The organism is Quyinboa mangrovi, assembly GCF_042219825.1.
In the GTDB taxonomy this organism is placed as follows: Bacteria; Bacteroidota; Bacteroidia; order Bacteroidales; family UBA5342; genus JBHJHP01.
The window spans coordinates 511816-526920 of sequence record NZ_JBHJHQ010000001.1; the positions used below are offsets into that span (position 1 = coordinate 511816).

Below are 15105 nucleotides of genomic sequence, written 5' to 3' on the forward strand. Positions count from 1 at the left end.
CCTTTTTTATTTTATACAGTTTATGTTTTTGAACTTCGTTAATTGTAGCTACTTTTGAAAGGATAGTAATTTAACTGTTCACATACATGAATCAGTTTTCCTGCGTTATTATTTGAAACAAACCCACATGAAATATCTCGTAGTCAGTAGTTTTTTAGCATTTATTGTTTTTTCAGGTTTTGCTCAGTCACGTGATTCGCTGAACCTGTATATGATAAAAGGTGAATACAGAAGCGTTATTGAACTTCTGGATCAGAAACCTGATCTGAATAGAATAGAAATTTCTTATCTGGCTTATGCTCTTGATAAGACCGGTTCATCGCAAAAAGCTGCCGGGAAGCTGACAGAATATATTACCGATAATGGTTTTAATACTGAACTGGGCTTACAATTGGCAGATATATGTTATGAAGCAGGCTATCTGGATCAGTCATTGAAATATTATGAAATGGTTATTCGGTCAGATTCATCGATGACCAGAACATATTTACCTCTTGCCAGCCTCTACCTCACATTCGATAAGAATTACAATGCAATCAAGCTCTTAAGGTTTGCACATCAGCAGGATTCTTTAAATGTGCAGTATATGATACGGTTATCTGATGCTTATATCGCCTCCAAGCGTTTAAGAAATGCAGACGAGATACTCCGAAAAGCTTATACTGCTGATCCTGAAAATTTAAAAGTGCAGCGTGGTCTGGTTAAGATTAATTATAATTTGGGAAATCTGGCGTTTGTTCAGGAGATATGTAAGAAAGGTATGGATAAATATCCTTATGATTATTTCTTCTATTACTTCGATGGAATGACGTTTTACAAAGGAGGCGATTTTAAGAGTGCGGCGTATTTTCTTGAAAAAGCTTATAAAAGGAATACTTCTGATGATAACATTAAAAAGTATCTCGGAATAGCATATTTTAAAACAGAGCAGTATGATAAATCCATCGGTTTATTGAAACGGTATATAAGTGATAATGAGAATTCAGCCGATGTAGCTTTCTTTCTGGGGTGTGCATTGAGTTATACCGGTGATAATGTTTTGGCTTTGCCTTATCTGCAAAAGGCTATGGATTTGCTGACACCTGAGGATAAGGTAATCGCAGAGCTTTATCTGCAAATGGGCATAAGTAACAGGGCATTGAAATTATATGATTTGGCAGAACAGAAATTTGATAAAGCGTTGGAAGCCGATTCAACGCAGGCTGTGCTTGCATTGTTTTATCTTGGATCAATGTACGACTTTGATTTGGACAATAAAAAGCAGGCAAAGCTGTATTATCAACAGTTTATTGATTTCCTGGATCGAAGTGGTAAGAAAGTATCCGAGAATAACGCAACGTATCAAGGTGCAGCTGAACGTCGTATCACGGCAATAACTGAGGAGTTGTTTTTTAAGGAAGGCATTGAGGATGAATGAATACTGGCTTTACGGAATAATTATATTACTCGTAGTACTTTCGTTTTATTTGTTCAGGCTTGTGTTCAATCAGTATCGGTTGAACCAGAGGCAGAAAAAGCGGATGAAACTCGGGAAGAAGCTTGAAGCTAAGGCTCAGAAAGTTCTTTCACGTAAAGGGTTTAAAAATATTCGGTATCAGAAACAATATAATTATAAACTGATTGAGGATGGTAGTCAAAAAGTAATTAAGATCATTCCAGATTTTACGGCAACCAGGCATGGAAAATTTTGTGTGATTGAAGTTAAGACAGGTCAGTCGGCACCATCGGTTTATAATGAATCAACTCGCCGGCAATTGCTGGAATACAATTTTGTACTGAAGCCGGATCGTCTGTATTTGCTGGATATGGGTAGACAGCAACTTAAAGAAATACGGTTTTAGATGATAAAAGATACATTCAGAACGATCGCAACACATTCCGAAGGATTGTATAAAGAAAAAGGTAGCAAATTTATTGCTCATGCTCATCCTGTTGATTCTGAGAATGAAATAAAGGAATTAATTGAACAATACCGGAAAACATTTTATGATGCACGTCATGTATGTTATGCCTACAGGTTAGGTCCCGAAGGCGAACAGTATCGTCATAATGATGACGGTGAACCATCGGGAACCGCAGGTAAACCAATTTATGGTCAGCTTCTCTCTTTTGATATAACAGATGTTTTGATCGTTGTAATTCGTTATTTCGGCGGTATCAAGCTTGGAGTTAGTGGTTTGATAAATGCTTACAAACTTGCTGCGCAGGATGCTTTAGCTCAGGCTGAAATCAAAGAGTGTATTGTTACAGTTTTGTACCGGTTAATGTTCGAATATCCTTTAATGAACGATGTTATGCGATTATTGAAAGAAGAAAATCCTGAAATTAAGACCCAGGTATTCGAACTGGCCTGTACTATTGATATTGCCATTCGTTTAAGTGAAGAGGTAAAAGTTATCTCCAGAATGCAGCAACTGTATGGCTTAAAGATTGAAAAATTGTGAAATAGTCCTCCTTCGTAAAAAGTGAGTTGTGTCAAATATTATAAATCCGGTCACATTCTTTAAGCAATTCATCCAGATCAACCGGGACGACACCTGATTTTGTACATACCAGTCCACCCGCTATGTTTGCAGCTTTTGCTGCCATTTCCATAGGCATTCCTGCAGCATAGCACAAAGCAATAACACTGATCACTGTATCACCGGCACCTGATACATCAGCGATGTCCCTTTTCTGGGCAGGAATGTGTAGGTTTTCTTCTCCACTGAGCAACATACCATGTTCAGAGAGCGTGATCAGCATGTTTTTAATATTGAATTTTTCCTTATAGATATGTGCCTGTTTTTCAATTTCTGTGATATTATCTTTTTCCAGATCTTTGTTAATACCGGCACAGAATTCATTGAAATTAGGTTTGAACAGCGTAACATTTTTGTATGAAAAGAAATTTTTCCGTTTCGGATCAACAAAGACCGGAACGGATAGCGGAACGAACAGTTCGTTGATTTTAGTAATCAATTGTTCAGAAATAATACCTTTATCATAATCTTCAATAATTACTGCATCAACACTATTTTCGTTAAGGCATCGCTCAATGGACTTTTCCAGTTCATCTTCAATTGTACTGGAAAGCGGATCGGTAACCTCATCATCAAGTCGCAGTAACTGTTGTCCACCACTGATAATTCTTGTTTTTATGGTAGTGGGACGGTCCGGATCGCTAACGATATAACGGTCTGTTATCTGATTCTTTTCTGCTAACAATGATCTGAATTCTGAACCGTTTATATCGTCTCCAATTACACTACAGATCAATGGAGTAGCTCCGAGATGTTTAATATTTCTTGCAACATTGGCAGCACCACCCAGTCGGTGTTCTCTTCTGGAACGACTTAATATCGGAACGGGTGCTTCCGGTGAAATACGTTTGACGCTTCCCCATAAGTAGGAATCCACCATTACATCGCCAATAATAAGAATATGTTTTGTTTTGAAAGATTCAGTATAATTTGAAATGAACATACTTATAAACGCTTATTTAAAATCCTTAACAAAGAAGTAAGTAATAACGGGTAGGTAAAGTAAGTAAACAATCAGGAAAGAAAAGATATAGGTATTCATATTGTTTTCCTTCAAAAAATAAAATAGCAAAATAACAGTCAGGGCAACAAACATTTTCGCAGTTATGCTTCCCAAAACAATGAGCAGCTTATATGATCTGTTATGATCAATAAGAAATTTAGAAACAGCATAATCCAGTACGCACATTGCATAAATGATAACATGTATAATCACCAGCTCTTTCAGGATGGAAAGATGCGGAACAATTGCATTGATTACATTATGTAATACAAATAAGGCTAACGCGTACAGACCCATAAATTTGTAGGCTCTGCGAATTTTGTGGGGACTCATTTCTATTTTTTCTTATCAGTTAAATCTTTGGTGGATGGGCTTGGAACTACCGGTTTTCCCATGTCGCAGGTGCCGGTAAAGACCGCATTCGGTTCTATAGCCAGACGGGACGTTTTAATGTCTCCGTTTATTTTGGCAGTAGCTTTAATAGACAGCAGCTCATTGACTAAAAGCTTTCCTTCAATTGCACCCATAACTTCTGCTGTTTTGCAGGTTATTTCGCCTTTTAGTGAACCTTCCGGACCAACAACCAATTTCCCTTTGCAATTAATTGTTCCCTCAACAATTCCATCGATTCTTAAATCGCCTTCTGCTGATAATTCACCCTTGATTTTGGTTCCGGTTGTGATCAGATTGTGTTTTGTTTCCTCAATTGAGTTTGTTTTTGCCATTTTTATAATTTTTAAAAGTACCGCTACTTTTTAATGTTTATCTTATTCTATCCAGTGATCTTACTAATGCTTCATCTTTTCCTATGCTCCTCACCGCTAAATAAAGCAATATAGCATTTATTAGTGGAAGAACAGCACCAATTTTGAAAGAATTGAACTCTAAAGATAAATCTTTTTTGAACGTAAAATAATAATATGCGATCAAAGCATATGATCCTAAATATAAGACAAGACTGAATATGGAAATACGAATTTGTATAACTCTTTTTTTATAAAAAAATATTGCTGTTGCAACTAATATGAAGCTCAGATGAAATAGCGTCGCTAACGGCATGGCCTCTTTTATGGTTATTCCGGTTTCGTTATAAAGTCTGTAAGGGCTTAAAAAAATAATTCCCGTGTTGGTAAAACTCAGAATATTGGTAGATAAAATTACTCCGGTCAGTACCACTACTAAAAACAGATAAAGTGTTTGTATGCGTTGTATCATAGTTTACATGTTATTAAGTTAAAGCAAAGTTAAAAAAAATCGTGTCATTGCAGGGTTTCAGATAAAAGTTTAATGTGCGATATGTAATTTAATTTTCAAATCTTACTTTTGTTGATCCAAAAATATAAAAAGGATGAAAGATAAGGTTGTTATCATAACTGGGGCATCTTCAGGAATCGGTCTTGCACTGGCTCGTCAGTACGCCGCAAAAGGATCCCATTTGGTACTGGCGGCGCGTTCGCTGGATAAGCTTAATGAAGTGAGTGTTGAGCTTGAAAAATCCGGTGTTGAGGTGCTAGCGGTTAAAACGGACGTGAGCATTGAAAGTGACTGTAAAAATATTGTGGAAAGGGCCGTTTCAAAATTTGGAAGAGTAGATGTTTTGATAAATAATGCAGGTATTTCCATGCGTGCTAATTTCATGGATGTGGAACTTTCTGTATTGAAACGCTTAATGGATGTAAACTTTTGGGGAACCGTATATTGTACCAGGTATGCGTTACCTTATCTTTTAAAAAGCAAAGGTTCATTGGTCGGTGTTTCATCCATAGCCGGTTATGTTGGTTTGCCCGGGCGGACCGGTTATTCCGCTTCAAAATTTGCCATGCATGGTTTTTTAAATACGGTAAGAACCGAAAATCTTAAAAAGGGGCTTCACGTATTGATTGCTGCACCAGGCTTTACGGCTTCAAATGTCAGGTTTTCTGCCTTGACAGCTGATGGATCTTCTCAGGGTGAAACGCCCAGAAAAGAAGATAAAATGATGAGTGCGGAAGAAGTAGCACGGCACATTTACAAGGCTGTGATAAAGCGCAAACGCACGCTGATTCTTACCTTTGTTGAAGGTAAATTAACCGTCTTTCTGAGTAAATTTATGCCCGGACTACTTATAAAGCTGACTTACAATCACATGGCAAAAGAGCCTGATGCTCCATTATAGAGCTGAATCAGGGATTGCTTCTGTGATGAAATGTATAAACCAGTCCGACATTAAAAATAAAAGGATTATAGTCCAAAACGGAATTGTCATTAACGTTAAAGGATAACCCGGCCTGCAACTGAAATTTCAAATGTTCAATGCCGAAGCGGCCGACAAAAGTTGGTTCAACATAAACTCCTGTTCCAAACTCCCTGAATGAAATAAAGGATGCTCTGGTTGCCAGGCCTGCTTCAACATAATCGCTGACCACAAAAACATTCGGCTGGATATAAAATCTAGAGAAGGCTCCTTCGTTATGTTCTCCAAAAGTTCCCTGCGTGGTTGTGGTGGAATAACCGGCACCACCACCACCAAGAAGTTCCAGATGTAATGCATTATTAATGGTCTGATAAACCCCCATGCCTCCTTCAAACTGCAGATGTTCATGATCATTCCCATTGGCGACGGAGAAATCGCCCGTTAAGTCAATATGCTTAATGGGAGAATAGGCCAGCTGCATATCGAAAGTTGATGTGCCAAGGGACGCTGAAACTGTTGCTTCTCCCTGATCCTGCAGTAATGGAGTTTGTAGCTGATTTGGAAAATAAACAGGAGCACAGGCCGCAAATAATATACTCATTGAAACTAAAAACAGTGACTTTTTCATTTTCGTATTGTTTTGGTTGCTTAATCAAATTTATGACCTCAAACGTGAAAAAACAATTCATTTGGAAAAAATGTTAGTAATCAGGTAGTATGACTTTTTATGAATATACTGATTTGCAGTAGTTTTATGGTATGATTTGTACGTGTAACAGGGTGAGTGGTGCTGATGTAAAAAGAGCACTTAAGAAGCATCCGGATGCCTCAGTTGAAGATATCAGGTTGATGACGGGTGCATCTATAAGTTGTGGAAAGTGTTACAGGAGCCTGGTTCAGTTTATAGAAATGAACCGGACTGTAAAATATGTACAGAATAATCTGTTTAAAAACGAGAATTTTGGCTAAACGCGAACAAAAATTAAAAAACCGGGGAGGTGCAGGACTTCATAAGAAAACCGGGGAGGAATTTCTGGAAAAGAACAGGAAAAAAGAAGATGTGATTGAAACAGATTCAGGTTTACAATACCAGGTAATTGAGGAAGGAAACGGCAATATCCCGGATGAATACAGTAAATTAGTTATTCATCAGCGAGCTCTGTTATTAAACGGAACAATTCTGGAAGACACCTATCGAAAAAATCAACCGGATGAAGTAAAATACGAAGAATTAATTGACGGACTTAAGGAAGGTGTACTTTTAATGAAAGAAGGAAGTCGCTATAAGTTTTGGGTTCCCCCGGAATTAGGTTGGGGAAGAAAAGGCACATCGGGTAAAATTCCTCCTTTTGCAGTCATTTCATTTGATATCCGCTTAATATCTACCTCATGAAAGTAGTGTTATCCGAATAACTGTTTGTGAGTTAAAGAATAATAATATCTTTGTAAACGCTTCATGATTTAACGTGGCATTATATTCTTTAAATGGGAAACACAGTTTTTTGGATCATTATTTTCATTCTTATTTTCGATTACTTTTTCGAGCTATATCTTGATTGGCTTAATACAAGACAGTTAAGTAATACTCTGCCGGATGAGTTAAAAGGTATATACAGTGATGAAGAATACAAAAAATCTCAGGATTATTACAAGGTAAAACAGCGATTTTCACAGATAACAGGTACATTCAGCACCGTATTAATTATGCTGATGCTATTTATGGGAGGCTTCGGATGGCTGGATACTTTAGTGCGTTCAGTAACGGATAGTGCAGTATTGATAGCTTTACTTTTCTTTGGAATTATCGGATTGGCATCTGATCTGTTGACCATGCCATTTTCTATTTATTCTACTTTTGTTATTGAAGAAAAATTTGGGTTCAATAAAACCACTCCCAAAACATTTGTACTGGACACGTTGAAGGGTTGGTTAATCACTGCTATCGTAGGTGGGGGCATTTTAAGTCTTATTGTTTGGGTTTACACACTGACCCAAAACTATTTCTGGCTGATAGCCTGGGCCATAATCGTGGTTTTTTCCTTGTTTACCGCTATGTTTTATACATCCCTTATTCTACCGTTATTCAATAAGCAAAAGCCGCTGGAAGAAGGTTCTTTACGCGATAAGCTTGAAAAATTGAGTGTTAAGACGGGGTTTAAACTTGACAATATTTTTGTGATGGATGGGTCAAAAAGAAGTACAAAGGCCAATGCCTTTTTTTCCGGCTTAGGACCGAAAAAGAGGATCGTGTTGTACGATACTTTAATAAATGATCTGACAGAAGATGAAGTCACCGCCGTACTGGCACATGAAATTGGGCATTATAAAAAGAAACATACGCTTCAGAGCATTATTATTACGATAGTGAACAGTGGAATTATGTTATTTATACTATCACTGTTTTTGCAAAGCAACGCCTTAAGTGAAGCGCTTGGGGCAAAGGTTCCGGGCTTTCATATTAATGTGCTGGCATTTGGAATTTTATATAGTCCCGTATCCTTTATACTGGATATTTTTATGAATATGCTTTCTCGTAAAAATGAATATCAAGCGGACCGTTTTGCAAAGGAAAATTTTTCGGGTTTAGCCTTGACTGAAGGACTTAAAAAACTGTCTGTTAAATCGCTAAGTAATCTTAAACCGCATAAATTGTATGTGTTTTTTTATTACTCTCATCCAACATTACTTCAGCGCATTCATGCTTTGGCAGCATAACAACTTTAGTGGAATTTTAACAAAAAAGGTTGACATTTAATCAACCTCCGGCCTTTTTTACTTTATATCCTTCAGATTTAAGGATGTCATATATTTTGTCCCTGAAGTCTCCCTGTATCATTATTTCGCCATCTTTAACAGTTCCACCAACACCACATTTGGTTTTCAATAATTTCCCTAGTTCTTTAAGATCATCATCGTGTCCAATAAATCCGGTAACCAGCGTAACAGTTTTCCCTTTTCTTTTCTTGCTGTCCCGTAAAACCCTTAAGTCCTGTTTATTATTATCGGGAGTCTCTTCCAGATTTTCATCATCAGCTTCGTAATTATAATCAGGATTAGAGGAATAAACCATTCCTAATCTCTTTTTCCAGTCTTCGGACATAACAGAATATTTTTGATTTGAATTATACGATACCGGCAAATCCCATAAATGCCATCGCCAGCAAGCCGGCTGTAATTAAAGCAATGGGAGTGCCTTTCATACCTTTAGGAATCTTTACAAGGTCCATTTGTTCACGCAAACCTGCAAAAAGAATAAGCGCTAATCCAAAACCAAGTGCCGTAGAAAAGGAAAACACCACACCTTCCAGCAGATTATATTCCTTTTGAATGGTCATAATGGCTACACCAAGAATTGCACAGTTTGTGGTGATTAACGGAAGAAATACACCCAAAGCCTGGTATAGAGGGGGGCTTACTTTCTTAAGAATAATTTCCACCAGCTGAACTAAAGCAGCAATTACCAGAATAAAAGTAATCGTCTGCAGGAATCCGATACCAAAAGCATCAAGTATATATTTCTGGATCAGATATGTAACAATGGTTGCGATAACCATAACAAATGTTACAGCACCGGTCATACCAACGGCAGTATCTATTTTTTTAGAAACACCCAGGAATGGACAAATTCCTAAAAACTGGCTTAAAACGATGTTGTTTACAAATATTGCCGATATAAATATTAATATATATTCCATGATTCTTATTTTCTGAGTTATGCAACTTTACGCATTCGGTTGATAAACGCAATTAAGTATCCAAGCGCAATAAAAGCACCAGGAGCCAGAACGAAAATCAGCATGCCATACTGATTCGGATATATGGTGACACCGAATACTTTCCCGCTTCCTAAAAATTCACGTACTGAACCTAAAATTGAAAGGGCCATCGCAAAGCCAAGTCCCATTCCCAGTCCGTCGATTACTGAGCTCATCAGACTGTTTTTTGAGGCAAAAGCTTCGGCACGCCCCAAAACAATACAGTTAACAACGATTAAAGGAATAAAAATGCCCAGACTTTCGAACAATGACGGTAAATAGGCCTGCATAGAGAGTTCTACCAGGGTTACGAATGATGCTATAATGACTATAAATGCAGGTATTCGCACCTTGTCGGGTATCAGGTTCTTCACTAATGAAACCACCAGGTTACTCATGGTCAGCACGAAAGTGGTTGCCAGTCCCATTCCCAAACCGTTAATGGCTGATGAGGTTACACCCAGGGTGGGACACATACCAAGAAGCAGTACAAAAACTGCATTTTCTCTAAAGAAACCCTTATTAAAATTTTTCCACTGATTCATAAGCTCCTTGTTTATTCATTCATATCAGTTGCTCCCTTCAGGGAGTCAATTTTTTCTTCATAAATCTTGTACCCTCTGTTCACAGCATCCAGGAATGCTCTTGAACTAATGGTTGCTGCAGTTATGGCATCTATATCACCACCATCTTTGGATACTTCCATGTTTGTGGTGGCAGGATTCTTTCCGTTGATGTCTCCTTTTCCGGCCCGGAACCAATCATTCATTTTGCTTCCAAGCCCTGGTGTTTCTTTATGTTCAAGAACCGAGTAGTTGATGATGTTACCTTCCTTGTCAAACCCGATCATAACTTTAATTAACCCGCTGAATCCATTTTTTGAAAAGGTTTCAACTGCTGCACCAATAAACTTATTATCCTTTTTAGCGGGATAGATTGTAACTTTTTCTCCATCTATATTTACATTCAGTGCCTCTTTGGAAGGTTGGTTTGTAAATCCCGGAACAACCTGTTCAATAGCTTTTACCTGTTTTGCCATTTTGGCTTCAGCAATAGGTGCCTTTGTTATATTATATACAGTTCCGAGTGCTCCGCCGGAAATTAAAGCTATTGCCAGCAAAACCAGGAACATATTGAGAAATGAAGATTCTAATTTTTTCATTGTGAGATGCTTTTACTTTTTCACATTTACCACGCCAAATCTCTTTGGTTTAATATACATATCGATAATCGGAACAAATGCATTCATTATCAGAATAGCAAATGAAATTCCCTCCGGATATGCACCAAAAACCCTGATGACTACTGTTATCACACCAATGCCAATACCATAGATTATCATACCTTTATTACTCATAGGAGAGGTTACATAATCGGTTGCCATAAATATAGCACCCAGCATTAAACCACCGGACAACAGATGCACAATGGGATCAGCGGAGGGAGCACCCAGATAATACAGAAGCGATGTAAATATTGCTACTGTTCCGATGATGCTTACCGGAATATGCCATGTGATGACTTTCTTCCAAAGCATAAAAATAAGTCCCAGTATAAGTGCTGCTGCAGCCATCTCACCGGCGCTGCCACCGGTGTATCCAAACAACATATCAATGTAGGAGGGAAGTTTACCAAGTAATGAAGTATAACTGTCTCCGTTCGCAAGGCCTTCTTTTATAATGGCTAAGGGCGTTGCACCGGTAGTGACGTCTGTATAGGCAAGTCTGTCAGCTCCAGGAACCGGCCATGAAGTCATCTGAACAGGGAAGGAAATCAACAAAAATACACGTCCAACCAATGCCGGATTGAAAAGGTTGTTTCCAAGGCCACCAAAACTCATTTTGGCTACGCCTATTGCAACCAGGGCACCTATTATAATGATCCAGAACGGAAGATTGGAAGGCACATTAAAAGCAAGTAAAACACCTGTAATAAGAGCTGAACCGTCTGTTATGGTGGGTTCTGTTTTAAGGATGTATTTTGCAATAACGTACTCAAATACCAGGCATGATGCTACAGAAATAGCCATAACCACAATACTGCCCAATCCAAAATTGAATATCGAGACCGCAAATGCCGGGATCAACGCCAGCAAAACATAATACATGTTTTTTGAAATGCTGTCGCCGCTATGCACATGAGGAGAAGGGGCTACTGTTATCTTTGACATAGTTAAGTATTTAATTTTTTCTGTTTCTGATTATTGAACCTACTTTACCTTTTTCTAATCTGATGTAGTCCAGCAACGGACGGTTTGCAGGGCAGGTAAAACTGCATGAACCGCACTCTATACAGTCCATGATGCGTTCTTTTTCTGATCTTTCGTGTAAATCTTTTTCTCCGAGTACCATTAGCAGGTAGGGTGATAAGCCCATTGGACAGGCATTCACGCATTTTCCACAACGGATGCAGTTCTGCATCGGTTTTCTGCCGGCCTCTTCATTCTGCATAATAAGAATTCCCGAACTACCTTTCGTTACAGGAATATCAGTGTTTACGAGTGCTTTTCCCATCATTGGTCCACCACCAATAATTTTGCCTGTATCCTCGGGCAATCCTCCTGCTGCCTCAATCAGTGTTTTTATTGGTGTTCCCAGTCTCACCAGAAAATTGGATGGTTGCTTCAGAGATTTTCCGGTAACGGTTACTACGCGTTCAAATAATGGTTTGTTTTTCTGAACAGCTTCATAAACGGCCAGTGCTGTACCTACATTCTGAACCACAGCTCCAACGGCAATCGGTAATTGTCCTGATGGAACTTCTTTATTGATGGTTGCTTTTATCAGCTGTTTTTCACCACCCTGAGGATATTGAACTTTTAATGCTACAACTTCAATATCCTGATATGCAATTGCTTTTTCAGTCAGAAGTTTTATTGCATCCTGTTTATTATTCTCAATTCCGATTATTGCCCGTTCAACGTTCAACGCTTTTTTCAGTATTTCGATTCCAACCAGAATTTCATCGCTTTTTTCAAGCATTACCCTATGATCCGAAGTCAGATATGGTTCACATTCCACTCCGTTAATGATCAATACCTCAGCTTTCATACCCGGAGGCGGGGAGAGCTTGATATGAGTAGGGAAAGTAGCGCCACCGAGACCTACAATACCGGCATCCTTTATCTTTTCGATAATTGCCTTTGAGTCAAGGTTGCAGGTCTTAACCAGTTTTTCAGAGCGGTCAATTTTTTCATCCCACTCATCACCTTCTGTTTTTATATAGACGGCAGGCTTTCTGTAACCGCTTGCATCAATAGCTTCGTCAACTTTAACAACTGTTCCTGAAACAGGGGAGTGGATCGCTGCCGAAACAAAACCTCCTGCCTGGGCAATCAACTGACCAACTTTTACAGTATCTCCTTTTTTAACCGTGGCTGCAGCAGGTGCACCTATATGCTGTCCAAGAGGAATTATCACTTCTTCAGGTACGGGAAGAATTTCAATTTTTTTATCTGCTGAAAATTTATTCTCAGCAGGGTGAACACCACCTAATGAAAACGTCTTTAACACGATTATGCCTCCTTATTAGTTGAGTTCGTACTCTGGTTATCTTTGTCAGGTTTGGTTGCATTTACCGCTTCAGTATCCACTTTTATCTTTTTAGGTGGAAAGTTGAGTTCATGAATAGAATTTGTCGGGCAAACATCTACACATTTTCTGCACAGCTTACATTTATTATAATCAATGTAAGCCAGGTTGTTTTCCATAATGATGGCATCAAAAGGACAAATTTTAAAACATTTGTTACAACCGATACATGCTACATTACATGCCTTTCTGGCAACAGCTCCCTTATCCTGATTCACACACGAGACATAGATCCGTCTGTCTTTAGGACCCTTTTTGCGCATCTCTATGATGTTATTCGGACAGGCTTTAACACAGGCTCCACATGCCACACAATTATCGTTAACAACGGGTAAGCCTGTAACCTCATCCATATGAATAGCGTCGAAATCACATGAAATCACACAATCACCCAAACCATGACATCCGTATGAACAGCCGGTTTCTCCACCATATAAAGATGACGCGATAGCGCATGATGTGGCACCGTCGTAGGTATTTGTTTTAGGTCGGTTTTCACACGACCCGCTACATCTTACAACGGCAATCAACGGATCGGCAATAGCGGCTTCTTTACCCAGGATTGATGCAACGGTTTTCATGACATCGGCACCACCAACCGGGCAGTTGTAATCAGCCAAATCATCCGCCTTCACCAATGCTTCTGCAAATCCACGGCATCCGGGATATCCGCATCCACCACAGTTGGCAGCAGGTAGTGCTTCTTCAACCTGATCAATTCTTGGATCTTCGTATACCTTGAATTTTTGTGCCGCAAAATAGAGAATGGCAGCAGAAATACCTCCAAGGCCTCCAAGACTTATCATTACAATTAGCGTAAGATTCATATTAGTAAAAACTAAATATTTATTTTAAATGAAAACTTTCTTTTTAAACGGTTCTTAAATAACCAGAGTACAGTGTAGTAGGGAATAAGTATCCCTAAAGAAATGAGACCGGATATGGCCTCGTTATCAACTATGGAATTAGATACAAACAGCGTTACAATCACTAAAATAAACGGAAGAAAGTAAGCAAAAAATACTGCTGTTAATCCATCACGGTTTTTTCCGGTTAATGTGACCCAATCTCCGATATTCAAAGCAGGCCCCTGATAATTTTCCACGGTGATCCTGCGTGTGCTGGAATCGGCTGCCACACATTGATCGCTGGCACTACAATGCCCGCAGGCTGAACCGGTCTGGATTTCAACCTCGATACAATCACCTGATATCTTTTGTACTTTCCCTGAATGTGTTATTGCTTCTGAGTGCATTTTGCAATCTCCACTTTGCAATTTATGGCAACAAATGTAATATATATTTGCTAAAATCAGCATGAGATATTTTATTTAGAATTGTTTTAAAAAGCTGATTTAAAAGGGGGTTATGTTACTGAGAATCTTGACATCAAACTCCATCCGGATTAAAAATAATGTCGTATAGCATATATAGCAGGAAACTGCCAAAGCATTAAAAAGATGTAAACTTAACTTTTACACAATCCGTAATAGTGTTAATATTCACTAAATTTGAATAGAGAAAATGCCAAAACAACCTAAAAACTTGCGTTATGAATTCGGATTATACTTGGGAAAAGGAATATTTTAAAAACACCTATTATCTTTATAATCAGGGGTCGCATGTTGGGGACCTGATTCAGAGCACGTTTAACAGGCAAGCAAAAGCAGAACTGAAACGTAAACAGATTCAGTTTAATACCAGGGGAATCTTCCAGGTTAAGACAAAAATATCTGATAGGGATGGCAATGTCTTAGGGCAAATCAATTACAACCTTTTTAATTCAACAGCTAAAATTAAAATGGTGGATAAGACATTTGATTTGAGGAATTATAACTTCTGGAATTCAAAGTGGGAACTGACGGATTATAATGGTACCCTTCTAAAGTTTAACGGTTCATCTGAAAAAGGTGTGATTGAGGCTTCAAAACACGACGAAAATCTTATATTATCAGGATTATATGTTGCTAACGTGTTCTGGCATTCCAGAATAGCCATGGGTATTGTAATAATGGCTTCCATATGGGTTAATTTTATACTGGCAATTCAATAAGGATTACCAG

Annotated in this window: 21 protein-coding genes; 8 read left to right on the top strand and 13 right to left on the bottom strand. The window is 38.4% G+C overall.

Features of this window, described 5'->3' with window-relative positions; genetic code table 11:
• The first annotated feature begins 127 nt into the window (after positions 1 to 127).
• From ACE1ET_RS02170 to ACE1ET_RS02180, 3 genes are read left to right on the top strand one after another with little or no spacing between them, the layout of a single operon-like run.
• Positions 128 to 1417: a tetratricopeptide repeat protein gene (locus tag ACE1ET_RS02170; protein WP_375726714.1), complete on the top strand. Its 1290-nt coding sequence runs from the start codon at positions 128 to 130 to the stop codon at positions 1415 to 1417.
• A complete protein-coding gene (locus tag ACE1ET_RS02175; RefSeq protein WP_375726715.1) occupies positions 1410 to 1841 on the top strand; it encodes a hypothetical protein in 432 nt (143 codons plus the stop codon). The genes ACE1ET_RS02170 and ACE1ET_RS02175 overlap by 8 nt, the downstream gene beginning before the upstream one ends.
• Positions 1842 to 2444: an IMPACT family protein gene (locus tag ACE1ET_RS02180; RefSeq protein ID WP_375726716.1), complete on the top strand. Its 603-nt coding sequence runs from the start codon at positions 1842 to 1844 to the stop codon at positions 2442 to 2444. It begins immediately after the preceding gene.
• A 31-nt stretch (positions 2445 to 2475) separates the two neighbouring features.
• Here ACE1ET_RS02180 and ACE1ET_RS02185 read toward each other — a convergent pair whose 3' ends face one another.
• From ACE1ET_RS02185 to ACE1ET_RS02200, 4 genes are read right to left on the bottom strand one after another with little or no spacing between them, the layout of a single operon-like run.
• Positions 2476 to 3465 carry a bifunctional heptose 7-phosphate kinase/heptose 1-phosphate adenyltransferase gene (locus ACE1ET_RS02185; RefSeq protein WP_375726717.1) on the bottom strand — a complete coding sequence of 330 codons (990 nt, stop codon included), beginning with the start codon at positions 3463 to 3465 and terminating at the stop codon, positions 2476 to 2478.
• A 12-nt stretch (positions 3466 to 3477) separates the two neighbouring features.
• A complete protein-coding gene (locus ACE1ET_RS02190; protein ID WP_375726718.1) occupies positions 3478 to 3858 on the bottom strand; it encodes a hypothetical protein in 381 nt (126 codons plus the stop codon).
• A 2-nt stretch (positions 3859 to 3860) separates the two neighbouring features.
• Positions 3861 to 4250 carry a bactofilin family protein gene (locus tag ACE1ET_RS02195; protein WP_375726719.1) on the bottom strand — a complete coding sequence of 130 codons (390 nt, stop codon included), beginning with the start codon at positions 4248 to 4250 and terminating at the stop codon, positions 3861 to 3863.
• Positions 4251 to 4287: 37 nt separating this feature from the next.
• Positions 4288 to 4740 carry a DUF4293 domain-containing protein gene (locus ACE1ET_RS02200; RefSeq protein WP_375726720.1) on the bottom strand — a complete coding sequence of 151 codons (453 nt, stop codon included), beginning with the start codon at positions 4738 to 4740 and terminating at the stop codon, positions 4288 to 4290.
• 133 nt (positions 4741 to 4873) lie between these two features.
• On the opposite strand from ACE1ET_RS02200, the gene ACE1ET_RS02205 reads away from it, so the two are divergent.
• A complete protein-coding gene (locus ACE1ET_RS02205) occupies positions 4874 to 5680 on the top strand; it encodes an SDR family oxidoreductase (RefSeq protein ID WP_375726721.1) in 807 nt (268 codons plus the stop codon).
• A gap of 7 nt (positions 5681 to 5687) precedes the next feature.
• Here ACE1ET_RS02205 and ACE1ET_RS02210 read toward each other — a convergent pair whose 3' ends face one another.
• On the bottom strand, positions 5688 to 6326 hold the full coding sequence (locus tag ACE1ET_RS02210; protein WP_375726722.1) for a hypothetical protein: 639 nt from the start codon (positions 6324 to 6326) through the stop codon (positions 5688 to 5690).
• A 131-nt stretch (positions 6327 to 6457) separates the two neighbouring features.
• Between ACE1ET_RS02210 and ACE1ET_RS02215 the strand changes: the two genes are divergently transcribed.
• The 3 genes from ACE1ET_RS02215 (at position 6458) to ACE1ET_RS02225 (ending at position 8413) form a co-directional block, all read left to right on the top strand.
• The gene (locus tag ACE1ET_RS02215; RefSeq protein ID WP_375726723.1) at positions 6458 to 6667 is read left to right on the top strand and encodes a (2Fe-2S)-binding protein; all 210 of its coding nucleotides are present in this window, start codon (positions 6458 to 6460) and stop codon (positions 6665 to 6667) included.
• On the top strand, positions 6660 to 7091 hold the full coding sequence (locus tag ACE1ET_RS02220; protein ID WP_375726724.1) for an FKBP-type peptidyl-prolyl cis-trans isomerase: 432 nt from the start codon (positions 6660 to 6662) through the stop codon (positions 7089 to 7091). Before ACE1ET_RS02215 ends, ACE1ET_RS02220 begins: the two co-directional genes overlap by 8 nt.
• 92 nt (positions 7092 to 7183) lie before the next feature.
• The gene (locus tag ACE1ET_RS02225) at positions 7184 to 8413 is read left to right on the top strand and encodes a M48 family metallopeptidase (protein WP_375726725.1); all 1230 of its coding nucleotides are present in this window, start codon (positions 7184 to 7186) and stop codon (positions 8411 to 8413) included.
• Positions 8414 to 8453: 40 nt separating this feature from the next.
• Here ACE1ET_RS02225 and ACE1ET_RS02230 read toward each other — a convergent pair whose 3' ends face one another.
• From ACE1ET_RS02230 to ACE1ET_RS02265, 8 genes are read right to left on the bottom strand one after another with little or no spacing between them, the layout of a single operon-like run.
• On the bottom strand, positions 8454 to 8798 hold the full coding sequence (locus tag ACE1ET_RS02230; protein WP_375726726.1) for a translation initiation factor: 345 nt from the start codon (positions 8796 to 8798) through the stop codon (positions 8454 to 8456).
• A gap of 22 nt (positions 8799 to 8820) precedes the next feature.
• On the bottom strand, positions 8821 to 9393 hold the full coding sequence (gene rsxA, locus ACE1ET_RS02235; RefSeq protein WP_375726727.1) for an electron transport complex subunit RsxA: 573 nt from the start codon (positions 9391 to 9393) through the stop codon (positions 8821 to 8823).
• Between the two features lie 17 nt (positions 9394 to 9410).
• Positions 9411 to 9998, bottom strand: coding sequence for an RnfABCDGE type electron transport complex subunit E (locus ACE1ET_RS02240; protein ID WP_375726728.1), 588 nt, complete (start codon positions 9996 to 9998; stop codon positions 9411 to 9413).
• Positions 9999 to 10009: 11 nt separating this feature from the next.
• Complete coding sequence (locus tag ACE1ET_RS02245) at positions 10010 to 10615, bottom strand: RnfABCDGE type electron transport complex subunit G (protein WP_375726729.1); 606 nt, start codon at positions 10613 to 10615, stop codon at positions 10010 to 10012.
• 12 nt (positions 10616 to 10627) lie between these two features.
• Entirely contained in the window at positions 10628 to 11623 is a 996-nt protein-coding gene (locus ACE1ET_RS02250; RefSeq protein ID WP_375726730.1) for an RnfABCDGE type electron transport complex subunit D, read from the bottom strand.
• 10 nt (positions 11624 to 11633) lie between these two features.
• Positions 11634 to 12965 (bottom strand): electron transport complex subunit RsxC, encoded by a 1332-nt coding sequence (rsxC, locus tag ACE1ET_RS02255; RefSeq protein ID WP_375726731.1) that lies wholly within the window; start codon positions 12963 to 12965, stop codon positions 11634 to 11636.
• A 2-nt stretch (positions 12966 to 12967) separates the two neighbouring features.
• Positions 12968 to 13870, bottom strand: coding sequence for a Fe-S cluster domain-containing protein (locus tag ACE1ET_RS02260; RefSeq protein WP_375726732.1), 903 nt, complete (start codon positions 13868 to 13870; stop codon positions 12968 to 12970).
• An 11-nt stretch (positions 13871 to 13881) separates the two neighbouring features.
• Positions 13882 to 14361, bottom strand: coding sequence for a SoxR reducing system RseC family protein (locus ACE1ET_RS02265; protein ID WP_375726733.1), 480 nt, complete (start codon positions 14359 to 14361; stop codon positions 13882 to 13884).
• A 233-nt stretch (positions 14362 to 14594) separates the two neighbouring features.
• Between ACE1ET_RS02265 and ACE1ET_RS02270 the strand changes: the two genes are divergently transcribed.
• On the top strand, positions 14595 to 15095 hold the full coding sequence (locus ACE1ET_RS02270; RefSeq protein ID WP_375726734.1) for a hypothetical protein: 501 nt from the start codon (positions 14595 to 14597) through the stop codon (positions 15093 to 15095).
• Positions 15096 to 15105: the final 10 nt, after the last annotated feature.

Bases quoted from the DNA above. Each gene is read 5' to 3' on its own strand.
- ACE1ET_RS02170 (WP_375726714.1), top strand. From the start codon at position 128: ATGAAATATCTCGTAGTCAGTAGTTTTTTAGCATTTATTGTTTTTTCA.
- ACE1ET_RS02175 (WP_375726715.1), top strand. From the start codon at position 1,410: ATGAATGAATACTGGCTTTACGGAATAATTATATTACTCGTAGTACTT.
- ACE1ET_RS02180 (WP_375726716.1), top strand. From the start codon at position 1,842: ATGATAAAAGATACATTCAGAACGATCGCAACACATTCCGAAGGATTG.
- ACE1ET_RS02185 (WP_375726717.1), bottom strand. From the start codon at position 3,465: ATGTTCATTTCAAATTATACTGAATCTTTCAAAACAAAACATATTCTT.
- ACE1ET_RS02190 (WP_375726718.1), bottom strand. From the start codon at position 3,858: ATGAGTCCCCACAAAATTCGCAGAGCCTACAAATTTATGGGTCTGTAC.
- ACE1ET_RS02195 (WP_375726719.1), bottom strand. From the start codon at position 4,250: ATGGCAAAAACAAACTCAATTGAGGAAACAAAACACAATCTGATCACA.
- ACE1ET_RS02200 (WP_375726720.1), bottom strand. From the start codon at position 4,740: ATGATACAACGCATACAAACACTTTATCTGTTTTTAGTAGTGGTACTG.
- ACE1ET_RS02205 (WP_375726721.1), top strand. From the start codon at position 4,874: ATGAAAGATAAGGTTGTTATCATAACTGGGGCATCTTCAGGAATCGGT.
- ACE1ET_RS02210 (WP_375726722.1), bottom strand. From the start codon at position 6,326: ATGAAAAAGTCACTGTTTTTAGTTTCAATGAGTATATTATTTGCGGCC.
- ACE1ET_RS02215 (WP_375726723.1), top strand. From the start codon at position 6,458: ATGATTTGTACGTGTAACAGGGTGAGTGGTGCTGATGTAAAAAGAGCA.
- ACE1ET_RS02225 (WP_375726725.1), top strand. From the start codon at position 7,184: ATGGGAAACACAGTTTTTTGGATCATTATTTTCATTCTTATTTTCGAT.
- ACE1ET_RS02230 (WP_375726726.1), bottom strand. From the start codon at position 8,798: ATGTCCGAAGACTGGAAAAAGAGATTAGGAATGGTTTATTCCTCTAAT.
- rsxA (WP_375726727.1), bottom strand. From the start codon at position 9,393: ATGGAATATATATTAATATTTATATCGGCAATATTTGTAAACAACATC.
- ACE1ET_RS02240 (WP_375726728.1), bottom strand. From the start codon at position 9,998: ATGAATCAGTGGAAAAATTTTAATAAGGGTTTCTTTAGAGAAAATGCA.
- ACE1ET_RS02245 (WP_375726729.1), bottom strand. From the start codon at position 10,615: ATGAAAAAATTAGAATCTTCATTTCTCAATATGTTCCTGGTTTTGCTG.
- ACE1ET_RS02250 (WP_375726730.1), bottom strand. From the start codon at position 11,623: ATGTCAAAGATAACAGTAGCCCCTTCTCCTCATGTGCATAGCGGCGAC.
- ACE1ET_RS02260 (WP_375726732.1), bottom strand. From the start codon at position 13,870: ATGAATCTTACGCTAATTGTAATGATAAGTCTTGGAGGCCTTGGAGGT.
- ACE1ET_RS02265 (WP_375726733.1), bottom strand. From the start codon at position 14,361: ATGCTGATTTTAGCAAATATATATTACATTTGTTGCCATAAATTGCAA.
- ACE1ET_RS02270 (WP_375726734.1), top strand. From the start codon at position 14,595: ATGAATTCGGATTATACTTGGGAAAAGGAATATTTTAAAAACACCTAT.